Raw genomic sequence first — 20,610 nt, forward strand, 5'->3', positions numbered from 1 at the left:
GCTCGCAATTCGCGCCGCAGGGCCGAGGTCTACCGGCAGCTAGGCGGTGTCCGCTGCGGGCCGGCCGTAGCGGCGCCGCAGCCGGGCCTCGGCGCGGGGGTTGCGATTGGCGAGATTCAGGTCGCCGCCGTAGTGCGCCAGAACCCGCGGGTTCATCACCCGGTACCACAGCGGCGGAACGAGAGCGAGCAACACCATCGAGGCGTAGCCTCCGGGCAGCCGCGGCGAGACGTCGAAGCTGCGCAGCGTCTGGTAGCGGCGCAGCGGGTTGGCGTGGTGGTCGCTGTGGCGTTGCAGCTGGAAGAGGAACACGTTGGTGACGACGCGGTCGCTGTTCCAGCTGTGCCGTGGGTCGACCTTCTCGAAGCGGCCGGTGGCCGTGCGCCGGCGGCACAGTCCGTAATGCTCGAGATAGTTGACCGCTTCCAGCAGCGAGAAGCCGACGATCGCCTGTAGGAGCAGGAAGGGCACGAGCCGCCACCCGAACACCGCGATCAGCAGGGCGAAGAGCACGACGGTCATGAGCCCGGCGTTGAGCAGGTTGTTGCGCAGCGTCCACGGACTCTTGCGCCGCAGCCGGAAGCGGCCGGTCTCCAGCCGCCACGCCGAGATGAGGCTGCCCCAGACCGTACGTGGCCAGAACGAGTAGAAGCTCTCCCCCAGCCTGGCGCTGGCCGGATCCTCCGGTGTGGCGACACGGACATGGTGTCCGCGGTTGTGCTCGACGTAGAAGTGGCCGTACCCGGTGGGCGCGAGCGCGATCTTCGACATCCACCGCTCGACCGTTTCGCGCTTGTGGCCGAGCTCGTGTGCGGTGTTGATGGCCAGTCCGTTGACGATTCCGATGGTGGCGACCAGGCCGGCGGCGCCGGCGAGACCGAGGCCGCCACGCGTCCAGACCCATGCTCCGAGCAGCAGGGCGGCGTACTGCACCGGCAGGAACAGGAACGTGATCCAGCGGTAGTAACGGACCTCCTGCAACCGCCGGGCGACGTCGTCGGGCGGGTTCTCCCCGTCGTCACCGAGCAGCACGTCGATGACCGGGATGAGTCCGAAGACCACCGCCGGGGTGAGCCACCAGGCAGCGGGTCCCGCACCGGCCTGCCACAACGCGTACGCCAGGAACGGCAGCACCGGTACGAGAAGAGCCAGTGGCCACAGGTGCTTCTTGCCGTCATGCCAACCGGCGGCGACCGCTGGAGCATCGATCGAGGTCTGCATGTGCCGCCTCCGGAGTGTCGAGCGCTGCGTCGACTGTCACACGGATACCCATGCTTGACAATATTTGACCCCGCGTAAATTTGGTGGGCATGCAGGGCGTATGTGTCCAGTCGATAGACTCGGCGCACCATGGTCGACCCTCCGCCTTATCGCCACACCGCGCGCCGCCACCTGCGCGACGCGGTCCTCAAGGCCGGCCGCGACCTGGCGATCGACCGCGGCTGGGACGCGGTACGAATGGCCGACGTGGCGGCCCGCGTGGGCGTGAGCAGGCAGACGCTCTACAACGAGTTCACCAACAAGGCCGGACTCGGCGAAGCCATCGCACACCGCGAGATCGACCGGTTCACGGACGGCGTACGGGAGGCGTTGTCCGCACACGGCGGCGACGTACGGGCCGCCGTCCATGCCGCGGTCACGTTCGTGTTGACACAGGCCGGCACCGACCCGCTGGTCAAAACCGTCCTCAACAGCGCCCGAGGCACCGACGCCCTGCTCCCCTACCTGACCACCCGCGCCGACCTGGCCCTGGCCGCCGCCGTCACGGTGCTGAGAGAGTGGGCGGGCACGCACCTGCCCCGGGTGCCGGCCGATGACGTCACCGTCGGCGCCGAATCCCTCGCGCGACTGGTCGTCAGCCACATCGTGCTGCCGACCGCGCCCGTCGACGCCACCGCCGACACCCTCGCCGATCTGGCACAACGCTTTTTGGACCCGCCGCGGGCGTGAACCGGCGCAACAGCTGCCACAGACGGCGGAAGGAGAGCATCCCCTCCGGTGACGATCTGCTGCCGGCCAGGCCGCTTGCCCGCCGGCGGGTGTCGGCCGTCCGGCGTGGTCAGAGGCCGGCGGCGGCGTCGTACCGGCGCCGCAGGTCGGCCATCTCCGATGCGGGCAACGCCTCCCTGAGCGCCAGTTCCTCGTACTTGTCGGGGAACATCTCCCGTAGCCGGTCGACGAACCTGACGTCGGCGGTCGCCTCGACCACCTGAATGCCGGGAGGTTGGGTGGTCATGTCCATGATCACCGGGCCGACGAGCTTGACCGCCCCGTCCCAGTGGCGCTTCTGTTCGGCGACGCCGCAGAGGTGGAAGCCGTAGACCGTCTCGACGTCGGCCAGTGTGGCGGCCCCGGTGGGCTCGTAACCGTAGACATGGACTCCGCAGACGATCGCCGGCGGCGCCTGCTCTCCGGCCGGCGCCTGTGGGGCGGTGTGCCCGGCGTGCTGATGATCTTTCGGGTCCGCCTGCTCGAGGGTCGTACGCATCCGGGTCAGGATCTCCTGGCGGAGAACTGCCGGGTCCGTCCTCGGGGTGGTCGAGGTGACCAGGGCGGCCACACCGAGCGACGCGGCAAGCAGGCACACCTCGATCCACACGAAGACGCTTCGGTACCAGCCGCCGACGCCTACCCGGGAAATCATTGTCGTTCCTCACCTCGTCGCGGTTCCTGATGCTGGCGCAGGGCCCTGCCGGCGGTGGGGTGGCGCGTGCCGCGCCACCCCACCGCAGACGCTGTTACCGGGCGGTGCAGGTGAGGATGGGTGCGGAGTTGGTGCCGTTCCAGGAGGCGTTGAAGCCGAAGCTGGTACTGGCGTTGGCGCTCAGGGAACCGTTGTAGGCGACGTTCGACGCGGAGACCGACGAGCCGCTGGAGGTGACCGTCGCGTTCCAGGCGTTGGTGATGCTCTGGCCGTTGGGCCAGGTCCACGCCACCGTCCATCCGGAGATGGCGGCGTTGCCGGCCTGGACGGTGACATCGGCGCCGAAGCCACCGGACCACTCGCTGGTCTTGCGGTAGGTGGCGGTGCAGGCGCCGTTGCCGGCCGGCGGCGGCGTGGTGGGCGGCGCCGTGGTGGGCGGCGGGGTGGTGGGCGGCGCCGTGGTCGGCGGCGGGGTCGTCGGCGGCGGGTTGTTGCCGCCGCCGAAGATCACGTCACTGCAGAGGTAGTACGGCTGGTCGAGGTGGGACGCCTGCCAGATGGTGTAGACGACGTGCCGCCCGGTGCGGTTGCCCGCGTTCACCTGCGCCTCGTAGAGCCCGGTGGTCGGGTAGCTGCCGGTGCGCAGCACCAGTTCGAGGCTGTTCCAGGTGAGGGGCTGGGTGGTCGGGTCGAAACCCTGCTTGGTGATGTAGATCAACATGTAGTCGGCACCGTGCTTGGCGCCGTCGGTCAGCGTCAGCGTGAAGTTGTTCGGCATCGACTTCGCGGTCCACGCGCCGACCGCGTCGAGCGAGGCGTACAGGCCGTTCTGGGTGCGACCACCGCTGCACAGCTGCCCGTCCGGCACGGCGGCCTGGTGGTTGCCGCCGACGTTCTCGCGGTACAGGCCGTTCCAGTTCCACATGGTGTTCGGGTTGGCCTGCCACGCCTGCCAGCACATCGGGTCGGTCTGGGCCATCGTGGGGTTGAGGTGGTCGGAACCCCAGCGCTCGTAACATCCGTAGTTGCGTGACGGCGGGTTGGTGACCGATCCGTGCGCCGAGGCCGGACCGGCCTGGTTGACCACGACCATCGTGAACGAGGCGACGAGAACTGCGGCCGCGGCCAGTCCCAGACGGCGTGCTGTCCGTGAGATTTTCATGATGCTCCAGTGGATGCGCCGACGCCCAGTGGCCCTCGCTGGGTGCCCACCCCGGAGAAGGTGACGCCGGTCGATTCAAGCCGCCCACCAGGTGGACGGCACTGCTGCCCAGCAGCGCTTGGCGACTCCCGGCCACGATCTTAGTAAAGACCACCGTCAATGTAAATCGGACCCGTCCCGGATCAGACCGCGAGAGCCGCCCGTACCTCCCGCTCCGCCGTCACTCCCCCGTCGCCGTGCGAGGTGACCCGGCCGGATTCGAGGACGTGATAGCGGTTCGCCACCCGCAGCGCGAACCCGAGATGCTGCTCGACGAGCAGCACGCTGAAGCCGGACTGCCGGGTCAGCTCGACGATCCGCTCCTGGATCTCGGCGACCACCGACGGCTGGATGCCCTCGGTCGGCTCGTCGAGCATGAGCAGCCGGGGCCGGGTGATCAACGCGCGGGCGATGGCGAGTTGCTGACGCTGGCCGCCGGAGAGGAGCCCGGCCCGCCGCCGCAGCAGCGGACGCAGCGCCGGGAACAGGTCCAGCGCCTCCGCCGTCGCCACCGCGCCGTCGCGCCGGGCGTCGGCGACGAGGCGCAGGTTCTCCGCCGCCGTCAGGTGCGGGAAGCACTGCTGGCCCTGCGGGACGTACGCCATGCCACGCGCCACCCGCTCGTGCGGCGCGAGACGGGTGACGTCCTCGCCGTCCAGCTCGACGGTGCCGGCGGTCGGGCGCAGCAGGCCCGCCGCGACCCGCAGCAGGGTGCTCTTGCCGGCGCCGTTGTGCCCGAGCACCGCGGCCACCCCGTCGGGCGGGACGGCGAGGTCCACGCCGTGCAGCACCCGGGAACGCCCGTATCCGGCGTACACCCCGCGCAGGGTCAGCATCATGCCTCCAGAGGGCTGGGGACCGACCCGGCGTCGACCGGGTGGCCGAGGTAGACCTCCTGCACGCGCGGGTCCGCCTGGACCTGCGCCACGGTGCCCTCGCTGAGAACCCTCCCCGCGTGCAGCACGGTGACGCTGCGCGCGAAGCGACGCAGGAAGTCCATGTCGTGCTCGATCACCACCACCGTGCGATCCCGGCTCACCGTCTCCAGCAGGACGCCCGTGGCGTCGCGCTCCTCGTGGCTCATCCCGGCGACCGGCTCGTCGAGCAGCAGCAGCCGCGCGTCCTGCACCAGCAGCATGCCGATCTCCAGCCACTGCTTCTGGCCGTGCGCGAGCGTGCCGGCGAGCTGGTCGGCCCGGCCGGCCAGCCCGATGGTCTCCAGCGCGGCGGCCACCTCGTCGGGGATCCCCCGCCGGCGCCGGGCCAGGGTGGCCCAGCTCCGGCGGGCGCCCGCGGCGATGTCGAGGTTCTGCACGACCGACAGCTCCTCGAAGACCGTCGACGTCTGGAACGTCCGGCCGACGCCGAGCCGGCTGATCCGGTGCACCGGGCGACCCAGCAGCTCCTGGTCGCCGAAGCGCACCGAGCCGGTGGCCCGCACCAGACCGGTGATCGCGTCGACAAGGGTGGTCTTGCCGGCGCCGTTCGGCCCGATCAGGAACCGGATGTCACCGGCGGGCACCTCCAGCGAGACGCCGTCGACGGCGGTGAAGCCGTCGAAGCTGACCCGCACGTCACGGACGGACAGCCCGTCCAGCCGGTCGTCGCTCACTGGTGCACCTCCGCCCGCTCGGCGCGGCGGCGGGCCAGCGCCCACAGCGACGCCAGGCCGCCGGGAAGGAACGCCACGACCACCACGAAGAGCAGACCCTGCAGGTACGTCCAGGTGCCCGGGAAACGTTCGGAGAGGGCGGTACGCGCCCAGGCCACCGCCACCGCGCCGAGCACCGGCCCGAGCAGCGTGGCCCGGCCGCCCACCGCCACACCGATGACGAACTCGATCGACGGGACGATGCCGATGAGGGCGGGCGAGATGATGCCCACCGCCGGCACGAACAGCGCGCCGGCGAGGCCCGCCATACCCGCCGCCACCACGTAGGCGACGAGCTTGACCGACGCCGGGTCGTAGCCGAGGAAGCGGACCCGCTCCTCGCTGTCCCGCACCGCCACCAGCAGTTCCCCGTAGCGGCTGTGGACGATCTGGCGGGCCAACGCGAGCAGCGCGAGCAGGACGCCGGCGATGATGAAGTAGACCATCCGCTGGTTGACCGGGTCGTCCAGGTCGTAACCGAAGAAGCCCTGGATGTCGGTGAGCCCGTTGGTGCCGCCGGTGGTCCCCTGCTGGCCGATCAACAGGATCACCATGGCGGCGGCGAGCGCCTGGCTGAGGATGGCGAAGTACGCGCCCCGCACCCGGCGGCGGAACACCAGTGAGCCGAGCCCGAACGCGACGGCCATCGGCAGCAGCACCGTGGCCGGCAGCGCGAACCACGGGCTGGCGAACGGCCGCCACCAGACCGGCAGTTCGTCGAGCTGCCCGTACAGCTGCATGAAGTCGGGCATCCCACCGGGACCCGCGTCGGCGAGCTTGAGGTGCATGGCCATCGCGTAGCCGCCCAGGCCGAAGAAGACGCCCTGGCCGAGGGTGAGCATGCCGCCGCGCCCCCAGGCGATGCCGATGCCGACGGCCACCATGGCGACGCACAGGTACTTGGCGAGCAGGGCCAGCCGGAAGTCCGACAGCGCCAGCGGCGCGACGGCGAACAGCAGCGCCGCGCCGAACGCGAACCCCGCCGCCGCGCGCAGCCGGGACCGGCCACCGGACCGGCTCCCAGGCGCGACGTCGGCCGGGGCCGGTGCGCCGGCGGTGCTCGGCGGCGCGGGTGTCACGGCGGTCATGCGAGGCTCCTGGTCCGCAGGGTGAACAGGCCCTGTGGCCGCCACTGGAGGAACGCGACGATCGCCACGAAGACGATCACCTTGGCGACGCTGAGGGTCGTGAGGTACTCCCCGGTGGCCTGGAGGACCCCGAGGGCGAAGGCGACGATCACGCTGCCCTTGAGCTGACCGATCCCGCCGACCACGACGACCAGGAAGGCGTCGATGATCAGGTTGGTGCCCATGGTCGGGCCGATCGGGCCGAGAAGGGTGAGCGCCACCCCGGCGAGCCCGGCCAGGCCCGAGCCGAGAAAGAAGGTCGTCCGGTCGACCCGCGCGGTGGGGATGCCGGACACCGCGGCGAGGTCGCGGTTCTGCACGACCGCGCGGATCCGGCGTCCGAGCGGGGTGAACCGCAGCGCCAGCGTGAGGGCGGCGACGGCAGCCAGGGCCAGGGCCAGGATGAACAGCCGGTTGTTGGCGACCGTCAGCCCGCCGGGCACCGCCACGTTGCCGGTGAGCAGGTCCGGCGCGCGGGTCTGCACGTTCGGACTGCCGAAGATGTCCCGCGCGAGCTGTTGCAGCATCAGGGACACGCCCCAGGTGACCAGCAGGGTGTCCAGCGGACGGGCGTAGAGCCGGCGGATCAGCAGGATCTCCAGCAGCACCCCCATCGTGCCGGCGACCACGAACGCCACCGGCAGCGCGACCAGCAGCGACAGGCCCGCGCCGGTGATGCTCTGTTGCAGCACGTACGTGGTGTACGCGCCGGCCATGATGAACTCGCCGTGCGCCATGTTGATGACGTTCATCTGGCCGAAGGTCAGCGCCAGCCCGAGCGCGATGAGCAGCAGCACCGCGCCGATGCTGATGCCGGTGAAGAGTTGACCGAAGAGGACTGTCACGGTGGGTACTCCCGTACTGCTGGTCGAAGCCCCGGGCAGGGCCACCCCGCCCGGGGCCGGCGTCGTCAGCTCAGGCCGCTCGCCCACGGATAGGTCTTCAGGTACGGGTCCGGCGCGATCGGCTTGCCGGAGTTCCACACCTCGGTGATCAGGCCGTCCGCGCCGACCTTGCCGATGCGGGCGGTCTTGGCGATGTGCTGGGTCTTGCCGTCGACGGTGACCAGGCCCTCCGGCGCCTCGAAGGTGATGCCGTCGGAGGCGCCACGGACCTTCTCGACGTCGAACGCGCCGGCCTTCTCGACCATCGCCTTCCACAGGTAGACGCTGACGTAGGCGGCTTCCATCGGGTCGCTCGTCGGCTTGTCCGCGCCGTACTTCGCCTTGTACGCGGCCACGAACTTGCCGTTCGCCGCGCCGGGCGTGGTCTGGTAGTAGTTCCAGGCGGTCAGCTGGCCCTCCAGGTACTGGGTGCCGATGCTCTTGACCTCCTCCTCGGCGATGGACACCGACACCACAGGCATCGCGGCGGCGGTGAGCCCGGCCGACTTGTACTCCTTGAAGAACGCCACGTTGCTGTCGCCGTTGAGGGTGTTGAAGACCGCCTTCGCGCCGGACGACCTGACCTTGTTGACGATCGTGCCGAATTCGGTGGACCCGAGCGGCGCGTAATCCTCACCGACCACAGTCATGCCGTTCGCCGCCGCGTACGCCTTGATGATTTTGTTCGCCGTTCGCGGGAAGACGTAGTCGCTGCCGACCAGGTAGACCGATTTCGTTCCCTGGGCCTTGAGGTAGTCGAGCCCGGGGACGATCTGCTGGTTTGTCGTCGCGCCCGTGTAGAAGATGTAGGGCGACTGTTCCAGGCCCTCGTACTGCACCGGGTAGAACAGCAGCGCCTTGTTCTTCTCGAACACCGGCTTGACCGCCTTGCGGCTGGCCGACGTCCAGCACCCGAAAACGGCCGCGACCCGGTCCTCGGAGATCAGCTTCTCGGCCTTCTCCGCGAAGGTGGGCCAGTCCGAGGCGCCGTCCTCCCCGATCGGCTGGATCTTCTTGCCGAGGACGCCGCCGGCCGCGTTGATCTCCTCGACGGCGAGCATGATGGAGTCGCGGACGGTGACCTCGCTGATCGCCATGGTACCGGAGAGCGAGTTGAGCAGGCCCACCTTGACGGTGTCGCCGGAGACGTCGGCGGTGACGCCGGCCGCGCCGCCCTCGTCACTGGTCTTGCTGCCGCACGCGGTCACGGCGACCGCGGCGACGAGGGTCATGGCCCCCGCCAGGATGCGGCGGCCCCAAAGAAGTGACATCTAATCTCCCTGCGGTGCGCTCAAGTAGCGAAAGGACGGTCGGTGCGGTCCGGTGGAGTTGGCGATGCCGGGGTCGACGGGTGGACGTCGCCTGTGGTCATCGCATCGGCTTTGGGCACGCAAAGCGTTGACCGGCATGATTGCGCGGACGTTTCCCGGTCCTTAATTGACTGTTTCCCGGAAACCCGGAGAGAACGCACGCCGCAACGGCTGACACCGCCCCGTGCGAGGCGGTGTCAGCCGTGATGAATTCGGTGAGGAATTGCGCCACCACAATGGTCGGCGGACAGATTCCGCCGACGGTGGACAGACATTCGCGGTATCCACCCCTGGGGTAGATACTTCACGCAGGAAGTATCTTAGGGCCGGGCCGGGTGGACGTGTCAAGGGCCGGTACCGGGCGGTCAGAGCTGGGCGAGCACTGTGAAGTCGAGACCGTCTGCCTCGGCGAGGTAGATCCGCTGGCGCACGTGCCGTCGACGCAGCTGCAGCCGGCCGCGCGGCCCGTGGTACGCCACCGTGTCGGCAGCCGTCTCGATCGCCCGTACGTCGAGGGTGCGGGCCTGCCCGATCAGCGCGGCGAGCAGCATCACGCCCTCGTAGCAGGACTCCCCCAGGCTGCCCAGCGGCGGCGCCTCCACCCCGAACCGGCGGGCGAACTCGCCGTGGAAGTCGAGGTTCTCCGGCGTCACGAGGCCGGCGAAGAAGCCCGCCGTGCTGTAGAGCCGCCGCGTCGCGCCCGCCCCGCTGGCCAGCAGCATGTTCTCGTCCATCAGGGTGCTCAGCCGCAGGCAGCGCTGGTCCATCGCGGCACGCGCGAACGCCCGGTTGAACCGCACCGCGTCCGCGCCGACGAGCAGCATCACCACCGCGTCGGCCTCGCTGCGCTCGATCCGGCGCAACACGTCGTCGAAGTCGTGTGTCTCCAACGGCAGGAACGCCTGCCCCACTACGCGACCACCGCCGCGCAGCGCGTACCGCTGGGCCGCCCGCGCGGTGCGCCGGGGCCACACGTAGTCGTTGCCGACCACGAACCAGCGGCGCGCGCCCTGCTCCCCCGCGAGCAGCCGCATCGCGGGCCACAGCTGGGCGTCCGGCGTCTCGCTGGTCAGATAGACCCCTTCGGTACGCTCACCGCCCTCGTACAGGGCGGTGTAGACGTACGGCACGCGGTGCGCGACCCGGGGCGCGAGCGCCTGCCGCACCGAGGAGATGTGCCAGCCGGTCACGCCCTGCACGGCGCCCACCGACACCAGCGCCTCCACCTGGGCGGCCACCTCGGCCGGCGGCGCGCCACCGTCGACCGGCACCAGCCGCACCTCGCGGCCCAGCACCCCGCCACCGGCGTTGATCTCCTCGACCGCGAGCTGGGCGCAGAGTTCGCAGGTCGGGCCGAACATTCCCGCCGGCCCGCGCATCGGGTACACCAGCGCGATGCTGACCACGGCCCGATCGACTGTGAGCCACGGCGGGGCCGGCGCGGACATGAGCCCATGATTGCCCGGCCGACGTGGGAAAACCATAGCTCTCCATGGAGCGGGACGAGTCGCTACCATGGCAGGGCCACCGGCCCAGGGAGTTCCATGTCAGACGTGCCCGGGGCGCCAGCCGATCTGCTGCGCTCGCTCACCCGCGCCGAACGGCTGCTCTCCCGCCGGTTGGCCGCCGTGCTGGCCGACGACGACCTGACCACCGAGGCGTGGCGGGTGCTCTGCCTGCTCGCCGACGGGCAGGGCCATCCGATGAGCGAAGTGTCCGCCGAGGCGTCGTTGCCGCCGGGGACCCTCACCAAGCTGGTCGACCAGCTCGTCGACCGGAACCTGGTGTTCCGGCGGATCGACCCGCTGGACCGGCGACGCATCCGGGCCCACCTGACCGCCCGAGGCCGCCGCGAGCACGCCCGCCTCGACGAGCGGGTCCGCACCAGCCTCGCCGAGGCGGGCGTACCGGCCGACACTCCCCTGCTCGACCACCTCGCCGACCTGATCGCCCGGCTCGACCCGGCGGCTCGGCGCGATGACGCTGAGACGGCCGGCGTTCGCCTCACTACACCTCGGTGAGCAGCGGATCGCCTTCGAGGTGGGCGCGCAGCGTGTGCGCGTCGGCAGCGGTGGCGGTCCACAGTGTCGCCGGACCGCCCGCCAGGGGCAGCCGGGCGACGGTGCCCTCGACCGTCGCGGGCTCGTGGGGAAGCGACGGGTCCACCACCAGCAGTGACCCGGTGGCCGGCGCGCCGCCGAGCACCGCGGGGCCGGCCCAGCCGGGCGCGCCCGGTCCCACGGCAAGCGACTGGCGCAGCAACGGACGGCCGTCGTAGTCGACCCGGGTGTGCACGACCGCGCTGCCCGGCGCCTCGCCGTACCGGCCGCAGATCACCTCGTCGCGCCACGTCAGCCTCGCCCCGGCGGCCACCTCGACCCGGGACTCGGCGAGGTGGGCGCAGCCGGCCGCGGCGACCAGTTGCTCCGGCAGCCAGTGCAGCGCACCGCCGTCGTGCACCACGGCACGCACCACCATCCGCGACACGACGCCGGGCCGGCCGGGCAGGGCGACCGAGGCGGCGACGGTGTGCAGCCGCACCGCCGCCCCCGGTCCCACGTCGATCTCCAGCCGCAGGTCGTCGCCGGCGAGCGGGCCGGCCGCCCCGCCGACCACGTACACCGTCACGGCCCGACCGCGCCCGGGCGTCTGCCGCAGCAGCAGCGGTGTCTCACCGCGCAGCTCGGCGAGGACCGTGCCGCCCCGGCCGTCGGCCCGGGCCACCAGCCGGGCGTACGCGCGCATCAGGCCGGGCCGCCCCGCGCGGCGACCGGGTGCAGAGCCGCGTGGTGGGCCAGTTCGTGGCGGATCCAGTCGGCGACCCGTCCCGCCGCCGGGTCGCCGACGATCGACAGGAACACGGTCGGCAGGTCGCCGCGCCGGGCCCGCGCGTCCCGGTCCATGACGGCCAGGTCCGCGCCCACCATGGGGGCCAGGTCGGTCTTGTTGATCACGAGCAGGTCGGCGGACGTCACCCCGGGTCCGCCCTTGCGCGGCACCTTGTCCCCGCCGGCCACGTCGACCACGAATATCTGCCGGTCCACCAGCCCTCGGCTGAACGTGGCGGTCAGGTTGTCCCCGCCGCTCTCGACCAGCACCAGGTCCAGCGGGCCGACCGCCTCGGCCAGCTCGTCCACGGCGTCGAGGTTGGCCCCGATGTCGTCCCGGATGGCGGTGTGCGGGCAGCAACCGGTCTCCACGGCGCGGATCCGGGCCGGGTCCAGCACACCGGCCCGCTTGAGGAAGTCGGCGTCCTCGGTCGTGTAGATGTCGTTTGTGACCACGCCGAGTCGCAGCTCGCCGGCGAACGCCCGGCACAGGGCCGCCACCAGGGCGGTCTTGCCGGACCCGACCGGCCCGCCGATGCCGACGCGCAGCGCCCGGCCGGCTTGGGCCAGCGGCGGATGCGGGTCCACCCCCGGCTCGGGGTGGGTGTGCGGAACGGTCTCGTCGTGCGGGGCAGGATTCCGGTCGGCCTCGGGCGCAACGGTGTCAGGACGCAAAGAGACGCACCTCCCAGGTGGCATGAGCTTCGGCATGGATGTCGGCAAGCGGGGCGGCCGCCGCGGGCAGCCGCTCGGGTGGGTCGTCGGCGGCCCGGGCCGCCGCCGCGGCGATGCCGTCACACCGGCCGGCGAGACCCACAAGCAGGGCCTGGACCCGGTACGGGTCGAGGCCGAGCAGGCGTACCGCCGCACTGGCCGCACCGGTCACCGTCCCGTGGACGGCGACGGTGGCGGTCTCGGCGCGGCTCAGGCCCGCGGCGGCGCAGAGCAGCCCGAGCACCAACGGCTGGTGCGCTCCGCCGGGTGTGGCGGGCAGGTCGTCGAAGGACGCCTCCGGCCAGATGGCCCGGCCCGCGCGCAGCAGGGCCCGTCCCTGGCGGCGGGACACCGTACGCAGCGCCGGCGCCGCCGTCCGGGCGTCCAGCTCCGCGTCGAGCAACGCCAGCGTGGACCCGCGTACGGCGGAACCCGACGTCACCGCCCGGTGCGCCGCCGCCGCGAACGCCGCACCGACCAGCCCGGCGGTGGCCAGCCGGCCGGCCAGGAACGCCTCCAACGTGGCCAGGTCGGTGACCCGGCCGGCGGCGACGGCCGCCTCCAGGCCGCCGGAGTGGGCGTGCGCGCCGGCCGGGAAGCGACCGTCGGCCACCAGCAGGAGCAGGCTCGACGTCGTCATCAGAACAGGAAGTACCGCTGGGCCATCGGCAGGCGTGTCACCGGGTCCGGCTCCACCACCTGACCGTCGATCCGCACGGTGAACGTGTCCGGGTCCACCTCGATCCGGGGCATCGCGTCGTTCTCCGGCAGGTCGGCCTTGCCCCGCGAGCGCACGTCCGCGACGGGCACCACCCGCCGCCGCACGTCGAGGCGCAGCCCGGCGTCGAGGGCGGCCGGCGCGACGAACGCCAGGCTGGTCGCAGCCGCCGCGGCGCCGTATGCCCCGAACATCGGGCGTGGCAGCACCGGCTGCGGCGTCGGGATGGACGCGTTGGCGTCACCCATCTGGGCGTACGCGATCATGCCGCCCTTGAGCACCAGGTGCGGTCGTACGCCGAAGAACGCCGGATCCCACAGCACCAGGTCGGCCAGCTTGCCCGGCTCGACCGAGCCGATCTCCCGGTCCAGCCCGTTCGCCATCGCCGCGCAGATGGTGTACTTCGCCACGTACCGGCGGGCCCGGTGGTTGTCGGCAGCGCCGTCGCCGGGTAGCGCGCCGACCCGCTCCTTCATGACGTGCGCGCTCTGCCAGGTTCGCAGGATCACCTCGCCCACCCGGCCCATCGCCTGCGAGTCGGAGCCGATGATGGAGATCGCGCCGAGGTCGTGCAGCAGGTCCTCGGCGGCCATGGTGGACGGCCGGATGCGGCTCTCGGCGAAGGCCAGGTCCTCCGGCACGGACGGGTTGAGATGGTGGCAGACCATCAGCATGTCCAGGTGCTCGGCCAGGGTGTTGGCGGTGTACGGCCGGGTCGGGTTGGTCGACGACGGCAGCACGTTCGGCTCGCCGGCCACTGTGATGATGTCCGGCGCGTGCCCGCCTCCCGCGCCCTCGGTGTGGTACGAGTGGATGGCCCGGCCGGCGATCGCCCGCAGCGTGTCGGCCACGAAACCGGCCTCGTTGAGGGTGTCGGTGTGAATGGAGACCTGCACCCCGGAGGCGTCCGCCACCCGCAGGCAGGCGTCGATCGCCGCCGGTGTGGTGCCCCAGTCCTCGTGCAGCTTGAAACCGCCCGCGCCGGCGCGCAGCTGCTCCCACAGCGCCTCCGGTGAGACGGTGTTGCCCTTGCCGAGCAGCAGCACGTTGACCGGCAGCGTGTCCAGCGCCTCGTGCATGCGGGCCAGGTGCCAGGCGTTCGGGGTGACAGTCGTGGCCCGGGTGCCCTCGGCGGGGCCGGTGCCGCCGCCGACGAGTGTGGTGATGCCGCCGGCGAGCGCCTCGGTGACGATCTCCGGGCAGATGAAGTGCACGTGCGTGTCGACGGCGCCGGCCGTGAGGATCCGGCCGTTCCCGGCGATGACCTCGGTGGCCGGGCCGATGACCAGCTCGGGGTGGACGCCGGGCATGGTGTCCGGGTTGCCGGCCCGGCCCAGCGCCACGATCCGCCCGTCGCGCAGACCCACGTCGGCCTTGACCACCCCCCAGTGGTCGAGCACCACCGCGCCGGTGATGACGGTGTCGAGGGCGCCCTCGGCGCGGGTCGCCCGCGACTGGCCCATCGACTCGCGGATCACCTTGCCGCCGCCGAAGACCGCCTCGTCGCCGCCTGCGCAGTGGTCGGTCTCCACCTCGATCAGGAGGCTCGTGTCGGCCAGCCGGATGCGGTCGCCGGTGGTCGGCCCGTACAAATCGATGTAGCGGTCCCGCCGCACGGCGGTCACCGCGTCGGCCCGTCGGTCGTCGGCGCCCCGCTCGTCGGCGCGTCTGTTCCCGGCGCGGCCGGTGGCGCTTCGTCCAGCGGCCCGGCGCACTCGCCGCGCAGGCCGGGCACGACGCGTGCGCCGCCGAGCGGAACCAGCTCGACGGTGCGGCTCACGCCCGGCTCGAACCGGACCGAGGTGCCCGCCGCAACGGCGAGACGCTGACCCCAGGCGAGCGCCCGGTCGAACATCAGGGCCGGGTTGGCCTCGGCGAAGTGGTAGTGCGAGCCGACCTGCACCGGACGGTCGGCCGTGTTGACCACGACCAGAGTGGTCACCGGCCGGCCCACGTTGATCTCGACCGGGCCGGCCGCCGGCAGGATCTCCCCGGGGATCACGGGATCGGGTGGTGCACCGTCACGAGCTTGGTACCGTCCGGGAACGTCGCCTCCACCTGCACCTCCCTCAGCAGCTCGGGGATGCCGTCCTGGACGTCCTCGCGGCCGAGCACGCTCCGGCCGGCCGACATGAGGTCGACCACCGACCGTCCGTCACGGGCCCCTTCGAGAAGGAAAGCGGTGATGATCGCGACGGCTTCGGGATAGTTGAGTCGCAGGCCGCGCTCGCGGCGGCGGCGAGCGACGTCGGCCGCGACGTGGACGAGCAGGCGGTCCTGCTCGTGCGGGCTGAGGAACACGGGATTCTCCGGTGGGGTCGGCGTGGCCCGCTCGCCGTCGGCTCCGCGTGGAGCCGCGCCGGGCAGGACCACCCGGAGTACGAGCTGGAGTCACACGACCGCCGCGACGCCGCCTACGGGTGGCCCGGGACTCCACCATCCCGGCCCGCTCGACGGGCACCCGGCGGTGTCGGTCGGATGCGGACCGCACCGCCCACCGCTTGAGCAGACCGTAGAGGATCGCCACCGGCGGGGGCAACAGTGTGCTCGGTGTGAGGGATCGAGCCCTGCCGGTGTCCGGGTCGGATGGCACGCCAGGGACGCCCGCAGTACCCCATTCGCGAGCTGACGCGGGCGCACGTCGGGGAAGCCGTCGTCGGGTATTCCTGCAACTGTGGTGCGAAGACGAGGAGATCCGACGGCAGGCGGTGCTCGAACGCGCTGCCGCGATGGCACGAGGTTGCCGCACCGAGCGTCGCGGAACTCCGTCCCTACGTCGAGGATGCAGGTGCAGCCGCCGCGGCCGGCGGCGTCGATGTCGGACAGGTTGCCGGAGGGTGAGGGCCCGCCCGGTGGTGGAGTAGCCGGCGCGGTGCGCGGATGTCGACTCGCTGACAAGGGTCCGAACCCGCTCCCAGAAGGGCAGCCGGCGGCGCCAGCAACGCGGCCTTCGCGGTCCGGCCATCCCGGCAGGCGCGGCGGTGCTGTTCCTATCGGGTACGGCCTTGCGGGATACGCCGCCCTTTGGGCGTGGTGTGCGGAAATCTCCATGCAGAGGCAACGGCAAGGGAGGCAGCGTGCTGGTCGCGGACCGCAGACTGGTGGGCCTGCTGCTGCTGACCGCGGTGTCTCCGACGGTCGAGGCCGTCGTCTTGGTCTCGCTGGGTTTCGTCGCGGCGCGGGGCCTCGCGCCGCAGGCGGCGGCGGTGTGGCCGTACGACACCTACCACGACCTGCGGTGGCTGTATGTCTATCACGACTCGTGGCCGTCGTTCGTGTTCTGGCTCAGTTTGCTGGTGGTGGCCCGAGGGCTCTTCCACACGCTGCTGGTGATGTTGGCATGGCCGGCTGAGGTGCCTCGGCCACCGGCGCGGTGGCTGTTGAAACGGAATGTCGGGCTCGCCGCGTTGGTGGCGGTCTTCGTCGCCCCGTGGGCCTTGATCTCGGTGGCCGCGTCGGTGGTGGCGCTGTCCTGGGTCTTGCTGGCCTCCCTGGTGCCGTTGTTCCTGCTGGCGCCATTCCTGCAACGGGCAGCCGTGGTGGGGCCGTGGTGGCGAGGCCTGCCGTCGATCTCGCTGGTGGGATGGTCGATGCTCAACTTCGTGGTGCTGACCGTGGCCGGCGCGTTGTGCTGGAGTCTGCCGGGCTGGTGGTCGGTGCCGGTGGCCGCCGTGGCCGGGTTGGTCAACGGGCTGCTGTGGAACCGGACGGTCCGTACCGCGCTGATCAATCCGTCGACACGGTGGGTGAGGGTGCCGGCGACTCCCGTCGCGGCGGTTCTCGCCCTTGCGGTGCCGTTGCTCATCCCGCCGATGGTGGATGCGGTGCCGGACAAGAGCCTGCGGGCCGAGGCGGTGGTCCTCGACCACCCGCTGCCGCCCGACGTGCCGCAGGCAGTCATCGTCCTCGCAGGTTACGGGTCGTCGTACGGGGGCGAGCAACCTCTCGACAATCGTGTCGAGAGGTTCTCCTACCGGGGGTTGAGCCGGGACGGCACACCCCTGCCCTACCGGCCGCACGACACCACGATCTCGGTGGCGGACAGCGTGGGACTCCTCGACGCACAGGTGCGACGGCTACACCAGCGCACCGGCCGGCCGATCGCCCTGATCGGGGAAAGCGAAGGCGCGATCGTCGCCCGAACCTACCTTCAGCAGCGAGCGCACCCCGCCGTCGACACGCTGGCCATGTTCAGTCCCCTGATCAACGCGGGTCGCGCCTACTACCCGCCCCCGCGCGAGAACCACGGCTGGGGCGTGGCGACGGGATCGCAGCTTCGGATCGTGTTCGGCGTGATGCGCCTGTTCGGTGGCCCACATGCCGGGCCCGACGAACCGTTCATCCGCTCCCTGGTCGACGACGCGCCGTTCTACCGTAACCAACTCATGTGTCCGGTGCCCGGGATCCGGATGGTCGCCTTCATTCCCACCACCACGGCCGCAGAGGCGCCACCCGGCGACTACAGCGGGATCCCCGTCTTCCAGATGCCCGGCGTACACGGGGGTCTTCTCAACCGCAGCCTGGTCGAAGACCGGCTCCTGACCTTCCTCTCCGGCGAACCGATCCAGCAGGAACGCGAGGAGTACCCACTCCTGCAACGTCTCGGCGCCGCCTGGCAGGCCCCGCCCCTGCCCATCGCGGCCAACCCGGCCTGGTCCGCGTTCCGGCAACCCGATCCCGCCTTCACGGGGAAGGTGTGTCAGCCAACCGACTGATCCGTCCTCGTTGGTCGCCGGCCCACCGCGGAGCCGGCCACTCGCTTGCGTAGGCGTGCGGGTACCGTCGCCCGGACGCTCTCAAGCGACAGCGCGAGATCGATTGATGATCAGTAAGCGGGCGGCAGCCAGTGCCAGTCCGAGCACCAGCACCGTGCGGATCGGGTGATAGGTGAGGAAGAACAGGTGGAGCCCGACGAAGATCACCACTGCAGCCAGAGCCAGGGACGTCGACCAACGGCGGCGGAGCGGTCCGAGGGCTCCGGCCAGCGCCGTGAACACCCCGACGGCCAGATGCAGCCAAGCCCAGCCGGTGAGGTCGTGCTCGTGCACGGCACCGTCAGCAAGCGAGACGTAGCGGGCGCCGCTCAGGTCGGCCGCACCAGCTACCGCGTCGAAGATCCCGGCCAGGCCCAGCAGGACAGCCGCCAGCCGTAGGCCCCTGTCGCTTGCGTTCCCGTCGGCCACCACACCCTCCGTAGGAACTCGCCCCTGCTGGCGGAGCGTCGATGTGGCGGGCAGACACCCATTCGGGCCCTTGCTGCGCCTGCCCCGCCCTCCGATCTTTGCCGAAACGAGCCGATCCCAGACACCGAAGCGGGAGCGTCACCGCTGCGGGTGACCTCCGGCGGGCCGAAAACGGTCGGTGCGTGACCACATGCACCGGCCGTGCAGGCGTGCCGGGCGACCCGTGCACCCGAACAACCAGCTCGTCAGCGAGCTGCCGATCAGGAATCCGCAGTCCGGTACCTGCCGGAACAGGCACCACGTGTACGAGCGCGGGCACGGCATCAAGCGGATGAGCCACCCGGCGGTCGGACCGAGCATGCTGACGAGGCGCCATGCCGGGTGCCCCGGACCAGACGCTGTTCCTCTGCGCCACCGACCCCGGCGTCCCGGCCCACGGCAACCTCCGTCTGCTGGGTCCCCTGACCGCCCAGGCCAAGCGGACGCCTCGTAGGGCCCAACGGGCAGCCCGCTCCCCGAGGCACAGCCACCGCCCCGCACATCGCCTGCGCGGGCGGCGGCCATGGCAGGGGCGTCACAAGCAGAGCGCCCAACGCATGGTCTGCCTCGCGGCAGCCCGGCATGAGGCACGTCCTGGGACATACGCCGGTCATCACTGGTGACGGCCTCGTCGTTACCGAAGGCTTCACGCGGTGGCGCCTCGTAAATGTGATGATCGGAGCCAGGGTCCGGCTGACTGGTGCCCCGCTATGTTCGTCGACTCGGTGCGCCGAGTCGACGCCGGCGGTGGCCCGCCAGGCTGACGGCCACGACGGCGAGGCCGGCGATGACTGCCGCGGCGAGGATGTCGCCTGGGTAGTGCACGCCGACCCAGACGCGGGCGACCCCGACGACAAGCGCCGCTCCGGCCAGTACCACGCCCCACCGGCGGCTCAGGAAGGCGTAAGCGCCGAACGCCAGCGCGAACGCGGCGGTGGCGTGGTCGCTGGGCAGCGAAACTCCCGCACCGTGAGGGATCAGCTGGTGCACGTGATGACTCTGGAACGGGCGCTGCTGACTGTTCGAATGCGCCAGGACGGTGGCTGCGGCAAAGGCGAGGACCAGGGCGGCGCCGAGCTCGACGACCGGGCGTGTTCGTCGGCGGCGCAGTGTCACCACGGCAAGCAACGCGGTGACTGCGAAGATCAGATACAGCAACCTGGTCGCGGCGAACTCCATGGCGTCGTCGATACCGTCGATGCGTCCGGCGTGATCGTTGATGAGTTCGAACAGGCGGTAGTTCACCATGTCATCCTGCCGACTCGGTGGCGGGACCTCGGGGAGATCGGGTTATCCGCGGCGTTCCGGTCGGCGAAGCAGCCCGTCGGCGACCAGTTCGATGGTCACCGCGACGGCGACCGCCTCGACGGGTGCGCCGACGCCGAGCAGCACGCCCACGAAGGCACCGGGAAGGGTGACGGTCACCGTCGGCGGTGTTCGACCGATCCCGCCGAGCAGGCGGAAGCAGCGAGCCACACGCCGCCGCCGACCGTGACGGCCGCCAGGACAAGGCCGACGATACGGATGGGCTCGTCGGAGAGTGTTTCCCGGAAGACGGTGATGGCGACGAGAACGCTGACGACGGGGTCGGTGAGCGTGAGAGCTGTCAGGGGTGCGGCGAGGCGACCGTGCTGGAAGGCGGCCTGATTCAGGATCAGCCCGATGGCGACGGCCACTATCAGCGCCGCGGATCGCCAGCTGACCACGGCGGACAGCAGGGAGCCCGGGGAGCCGCCGGCGAGGTCCTTGACCAGCGCCGCCGCGAAGCTGTACGCGACGCCGCTGGCCACGCCCAGCAGCGCGCCCCGCGCGGCGCCATGGCGGCGGCGCGCGGCCAGGACGCAGGCCGTAATGGCCGCCACCGCGCAGCTCATGGCGACCGTCCAGGCCGTCGGCGCAGGGCGGGTCACGCCGGCGCGGACGTCGGCGAGAAGCAGGAACGCGGTCAGGCCCACCACGCCCACCGCAACCGCGAGCAGGTCCCGGCGCGCGACGCGCTGGCCGGCGATGACGGCCTCGATCAGCACTGCCATGAACAGCCCGCTGGCCATGATGGGTTGCACGACCGCGAGCGCGCCGGAACGCAACGCGAGCACCTGGAAGACGACTCCGGCCGTGTCCGGGATCCAGCCGGAAAGCCACAGGCGGTTGCGGAACAGCCGCAGCAACAGCCGCGGGTCGAGCGCTGCGAAGCGCGGCTGCTGGGCCGCGGCGCGCTGATGCAGCGCGGCGGACAGCGCGAAGCTGAAGGCCCCGGCCAGCGCGTAAAAGATCATGGCTGGGTGCAGGAGCGGTCCGCGGGTGAGCGCCG

Annotated in this window: 22 protein-coding genes; 3 read left to right on the forward strand and 19 right to left on the reverse strand. The window is 71.4% G+C overall.

Annotated features, from left to right (window positions below; translation table 11 throughout):
- Positions 1-39: 39 nt before the first annotated feature.
- Positions 40-1,221: an alkane 1-monooxygenase gene (locus DQE82_RS15745; RefSeq protein ID WP_113973074.1), complete on the reverse strand. Its 1,182-nt coding sequence runs from the start codon at positions 1,219-1,221 to the stop codon at positions 40-42.
- A gap of 129 nt (positions 1,222-1,350) precedes the next feature.
- Here DQE82_RS15745 and DQE82_RS15750 point away from each other — a divergent pair, with 129 nt between their 5' ends.
- The gene (locus DQE82_RS15750) at positions 1,351-1,950 is read left to right on the forward strand and encodes a TetR/AcrR family transcriptional regulator (RefSeq protein WP_069088298.1); all 600 of its coding nucleotides are present in this window, start codon (positions 1,351-1,353) and stop codon (positions 1,948-1,950) included.
- A 109-nt stretch (positions 1,951-2,059) separates the two neighbouring features.
- Here the strand turns inward: DQE82_RS15750 and DQE82_RS15755 are convergent, their stop codons facing one another.
- From DQE82_RS15755 to DQE82_RS15790, 8 genes are all read right to left on the reverse strand, one after another.
- Complete coding sequence (locus DQE82_RS15755; RefSeq protein WP_104112210.1) at positions 2,060-2,644, reverse strand: hypothetical protein; 585 nt, start codon at positions 2,642-2,644, stop codon at positions 2,060-2,062.
- Between the two features lie 94 nt (positions 2,645-2,738).
- A complete protein-coding gene (locus tag DQE82_RS15760) occupies positions 2,739-3,806 on the reverse strand; it encodes a lytic polysaccharide monooxygenase (RefSeq protein ID WP_113973075.1) in 1,068 nt (355 codons plus the stop codon).
- Between the two features lie 182 nt (positions 3,807-3,988).
- Positions 3,989-4,681, reverse strand: coding sequence for an urea ABC transporter ATP-binding subunit UrtE (gene urtE, locus DQE82_RS15765; RefSeq protein ID WP_113973076.1), 693 nt, complete (start codon positions 4,679-4,681; stop codon positions 3,989-3,991).
- Positions 4,681-5,457, reverse strand: coding sequence for an urea ABC transporter ATP-binding protein UrtD (urtD, locus tag DQE82_RS15770; protein ID WP_084789371.1), 777 nt, complete (start codon positions 5,455-5,457; stop codon positions 4,681-4,683). The genes urtE and urtD overlap by 1 nt, the downstream gene beginning before the upstream one ends.
- Positions 5,454-6,584: an urea ABC transporter permease subunit UrtC gene (gene urtC / locus DQE82_RS15775; RefSeq protein ID WP_113973077.1), complete on the reverse strand. Its 1,131-nt coding sequence runs from the start codon at positions 6,582-6,584 to the stop codon at positions 5,454-5,456. Before urtC ends, urtD begins: the two co-directional genes overlap by 4 nt.
- A complete protein-coding gene (urtB, locus tag DQE82_RS15780; protein WP_043329910.1) occupies positions 6,581-7,468 on the reverse strand; it encodes an urea ABC transporter permease subunit UrtB in 888 nt (295 codons plus the stop codon). Before urtB ends, urtC begins: the two co-directional genes overlap by 4 nt.
- 65 nt (positions 7,469-7,533) lie before the next feature.
- Entirely contained in the window at positions 7,534-8,778 is a 1,245-nt protein-coding gene (gene urtA, locus DQE82_RS15785; RefSeq protein WP_043322858.1) for an urea ABC transporter substrate-binding protein, read from the reverse strand.
- A gap of 404 nt (positions 8,779-9,182) precedes the next feature.
- Positions 9,183-10,265, reverse strand: coding sequence for a substrate-binding domain-containing protein (locus DQE82_RS15790; protein WP_043322855.1), 1,083 nt, complete (start codon positions 10,263-10,265; stop codon positions 9,183-9,185).
- Positions 10,266-10,361: 96 nt separating this feature from the next.
- Between DQE82_RS15790 and DQE82_RS15795 the strand changes: the two genes are divergently transcribed.
- Positions 10,362-10,838 (forward strand): MarR family winged helix-turn-helix transcriptional regulator, encoded by a 477-nt coding sequence (locus DQE82_RS15795; RefSeq protein WP_069088294.1) that lies wholly within the window; start codon positions 10,362-10,364, stop codon positions 10,836-10,838.
- Here the strand turns inward: DQE82_RS15795 and DQE82_RS15800 are convergent.
- From DQE82_RS15800 to DQE82_RS15825, 6 genes are read right to left on the reverse strand one after another with little or no spacing between them, the layout of a single operon-like run.
- Positions 10,825-11,562, reverse strand: a complete 738-nt coding sequence (locus DQE82_RS15800; protein ID WP_113973078.1) for an urease accessory protein UreD — start codon at positions 11,560-11,562, stop codon at positions 10,825-10,827. The genes DQE82_RS15795 and DQE82_RS15800 overlap by 14 nt on opposite strands.
- Positions 11,562-12,320, reverse strand: coding sequence for an urease accessory protein UreG (ureG, locus tag DQE82_RS15805; RefSeq protein WP_197494839.1), 759 nt, complete (start codon positions 12,318-12,320; stop codon positions 11,562-11,564). The genes DQE82_RS15800 and ureG overlap by 1 nt, the downstream gene beginning before the upstream one ends.
- Positions 12,310-12,999, reverse strand: coding sequence for an urease accessory protein UreF (locus DQE82_RS15810; RefSeq protein ID WP_043322844.1), 690 nt, complete (start codon positions 12,997-12,999; stop codon positions 12,310-12,312). The genes ureG and DQE82_RS15810 overlap by 11 nt, the downstream gene beginning before the upstream one ends.
- The gene (locus DQE82_RS15815; protein WP_043322842.1) at positions 12,999-14,702 is read right to left on the reverse strand and encodes an urease subunit alpha; all 1,704 of its coding nucleotides are present in this window, start codon (positions 14,700-14,702) and stop codon (positions 12,999-13,001) included. Before DQE82_RS15815 ends, DQE82_RS15810 begins: the two co-directional genes overlap by 1 nt.
- Entirely contained in the window at positions 14,699-15,079 is a 381-nt protein-coding gene (locus DQE82_RS15820; RefSeq protein WP_051610833.1) for an urease subunit beta, read from the reverse strand. The genes DQE82_RS15815 and DQE82_RS15820 overlap by 4 nt, the downstream gene beginning before the upstream one ends.
- Positions 15,076-15,378, reverse strand: a complete 303-nt coding sequence (locus DQE82_RS15825) for an urease subunit gamma (protein WP_043322840.1) — start codon at positions 15,376-15,378, stop codon at positions 15,076-15,078. Before DQE82_RS15825 ends, DQE82_RS15820 begins: the two co-directional genes overlap by 4 nt.
- A gap of 776 nt (positions 15,379-16,154) precedes the next feature.
- Between DQE82_RS15825 and DQE82_RS15830 the strand changes: the two genes are divergently transcribed.
- The gene (locus tag DQE82_RS15830) at positions 16,155-17,792 is read left to right on the forward strand and encodes a hypothetical protein (RefSeq protein ID WP_233514681.1); all 1,638 of its coding nucleotides are present in this window, start codon (positions 16,155-16,157) and stop codon (positions 17,790-17,792) included.
- 81 nt (positions 17,793-17,873) lie between these two features.
- On the opposite strand, the gene DQE82_RS15835 is transcribed toward DQE82_RS15830, so the two are convergent.
- The 4 genes from DQE82_RS15835 to DQE82_RS15850 all read right to left on the reverse strand — a co-directional run bounded on the left by DQE82_RS15835 (position 17,874) and on the right by DQE82_RS15850 (position 20,575).
- Positions 17,874-18,260 carry a hypothetical protein gene (locus DQE82_RS15835; RefSeq protein WP_113973079.1) on the reverse strand — a complete coding sequence of 129 codons (387 nt, stop codon included), beginning with the start codon at positions 18,258-18,260 and terminating at the stop codon, positions 17,874-17,876.
- 747 nt (positions 18,261-19,007) lie between these two features.
- Positions 19,008-19,544, reverse strand: coding sequence for a phosphatase PAP2 family protein (locus tag DQE82_RS15840; protein WP_158559977.1), 537 nt, complete (start codon positions 19,542-19,544; stop codon positions 19,008-19,010).
- A 45-nt stretch (positions 19,545-19,589) separates the two neighbouring features.
- Entirely contained in the window at positions 19,590-19,724 is a 135-nt protein-coding gene (locus tag DQE82_RS31330; RefSeq protein WP_255358557.1) for a hypothetical protein, read from the reverse strand.
- Positions 19,721-20,575, reverse strand: a complete 855-nt coding sequence (locus DQE82_RS15850; protein WP_043322834.1) for a DMT family transporter — start codon at positions 20,573-20,575, stop codon at positions 19,721-19,723. Before DQE82_RS15850 ends, DQE82_RS31330 begins: the two co-directional genes overlap by 4 nt.
- Positions 20,576-20,610 lie beyond the last annotated feature (35 nt).

It is taken from the genome of Micromonospora sp. LHW51205 (assembly GCF_003315815.1).
Taxonomy (GTDB): domain Bacteria; phylum Actinomycetota; class Actinomycetes; order Mycobacteriales; family Micromonosporaceae; genus Micromonospora; species Micromonospora chalcea.

Coding starts and splice junctions, on each gene's coding strand:
- DQE82_RS15850 (WP_043322834.1), bottom strand. CDS start 20,575: ATGATCTTTTACGCGCTGGCCGGGGCCTTCAGCTTCGCGCTGTCCGCC.
- urtA (WP_043322858.1), bottom strand. CDS start 8,778: ATGTCACTTCTTTGGGGCCGCCGCATCCTGGCGGGGGCCATGACCCTC.
- DQE82_RS15760 (WP_113973075.1), bottom strand. CDS start 3,806: ATGAAAATCTCACGGACAGCACGCCGTCTGGGACTGGCCGCGGCCGCA.
- DQE82_RS15755 (WP_104112210.1), bottom strand. CDS start 2,644: ATGATTTCCCGGGTAGGCGTCGGCGGCTGGTACCGAAGCGTCTTCGTG.
- DQE82_RS15800 (WP_113973078.1), bottom strand. CDS start 11,562: ATGCGCGCGTACGCCCGGCTGGTGGCCCGGGCCGACGGCCGGGGCGGC.
- DQE82_RS15750 (WP_069088298.1), top strand. CDS start 1,351: ATGGTCGACCCTCCGCCTTATCGCCACACCGCGCGCCGCCACCTGCGC.
- DQE82_RS15810 (WP_043322844.1), bottom strand. CDS start 12,999: ATGACGACGTCGAGCCTGCTCCTGCTGGTGGCCGACGGTCGCTTCCCG.
- DQE82_RS15790 (WP_043322855.1), bottom strand. CDS start 10,265: ATGTCCGCGCCGGCCCCGCCGTGGCTCACAGTCGATCGGGCCGTGGTC.
- DQE82_RS15795 (WP_069088294.1), top strand. CDS start 10,362: ATGTCAGACGTGCCCGGGGCGCCAGCCGATCTGCTGCGCTCGCTCACC.
- urtC (WP_113973077.1), bottom strand. CDS start 6,584: ATGACCGCCGTGACACCCGCGCCGCCGAGCACCGCCGGCGCACCGGCC.
- urtE (WP_113973076.1), bottom strand. CDS start 4,681: ATGCTGACCCTGCGCGGGGTGTACGCCGGATACGGGCGTTCCCGGGTG.
- DQE82_RS15745 (WP_113973074.1), bottom strand. CDS start 1,221: ATGCAGACCTCGATCGATGCTCCAGCGGTCGCCGCCGGTTGGCATGAC.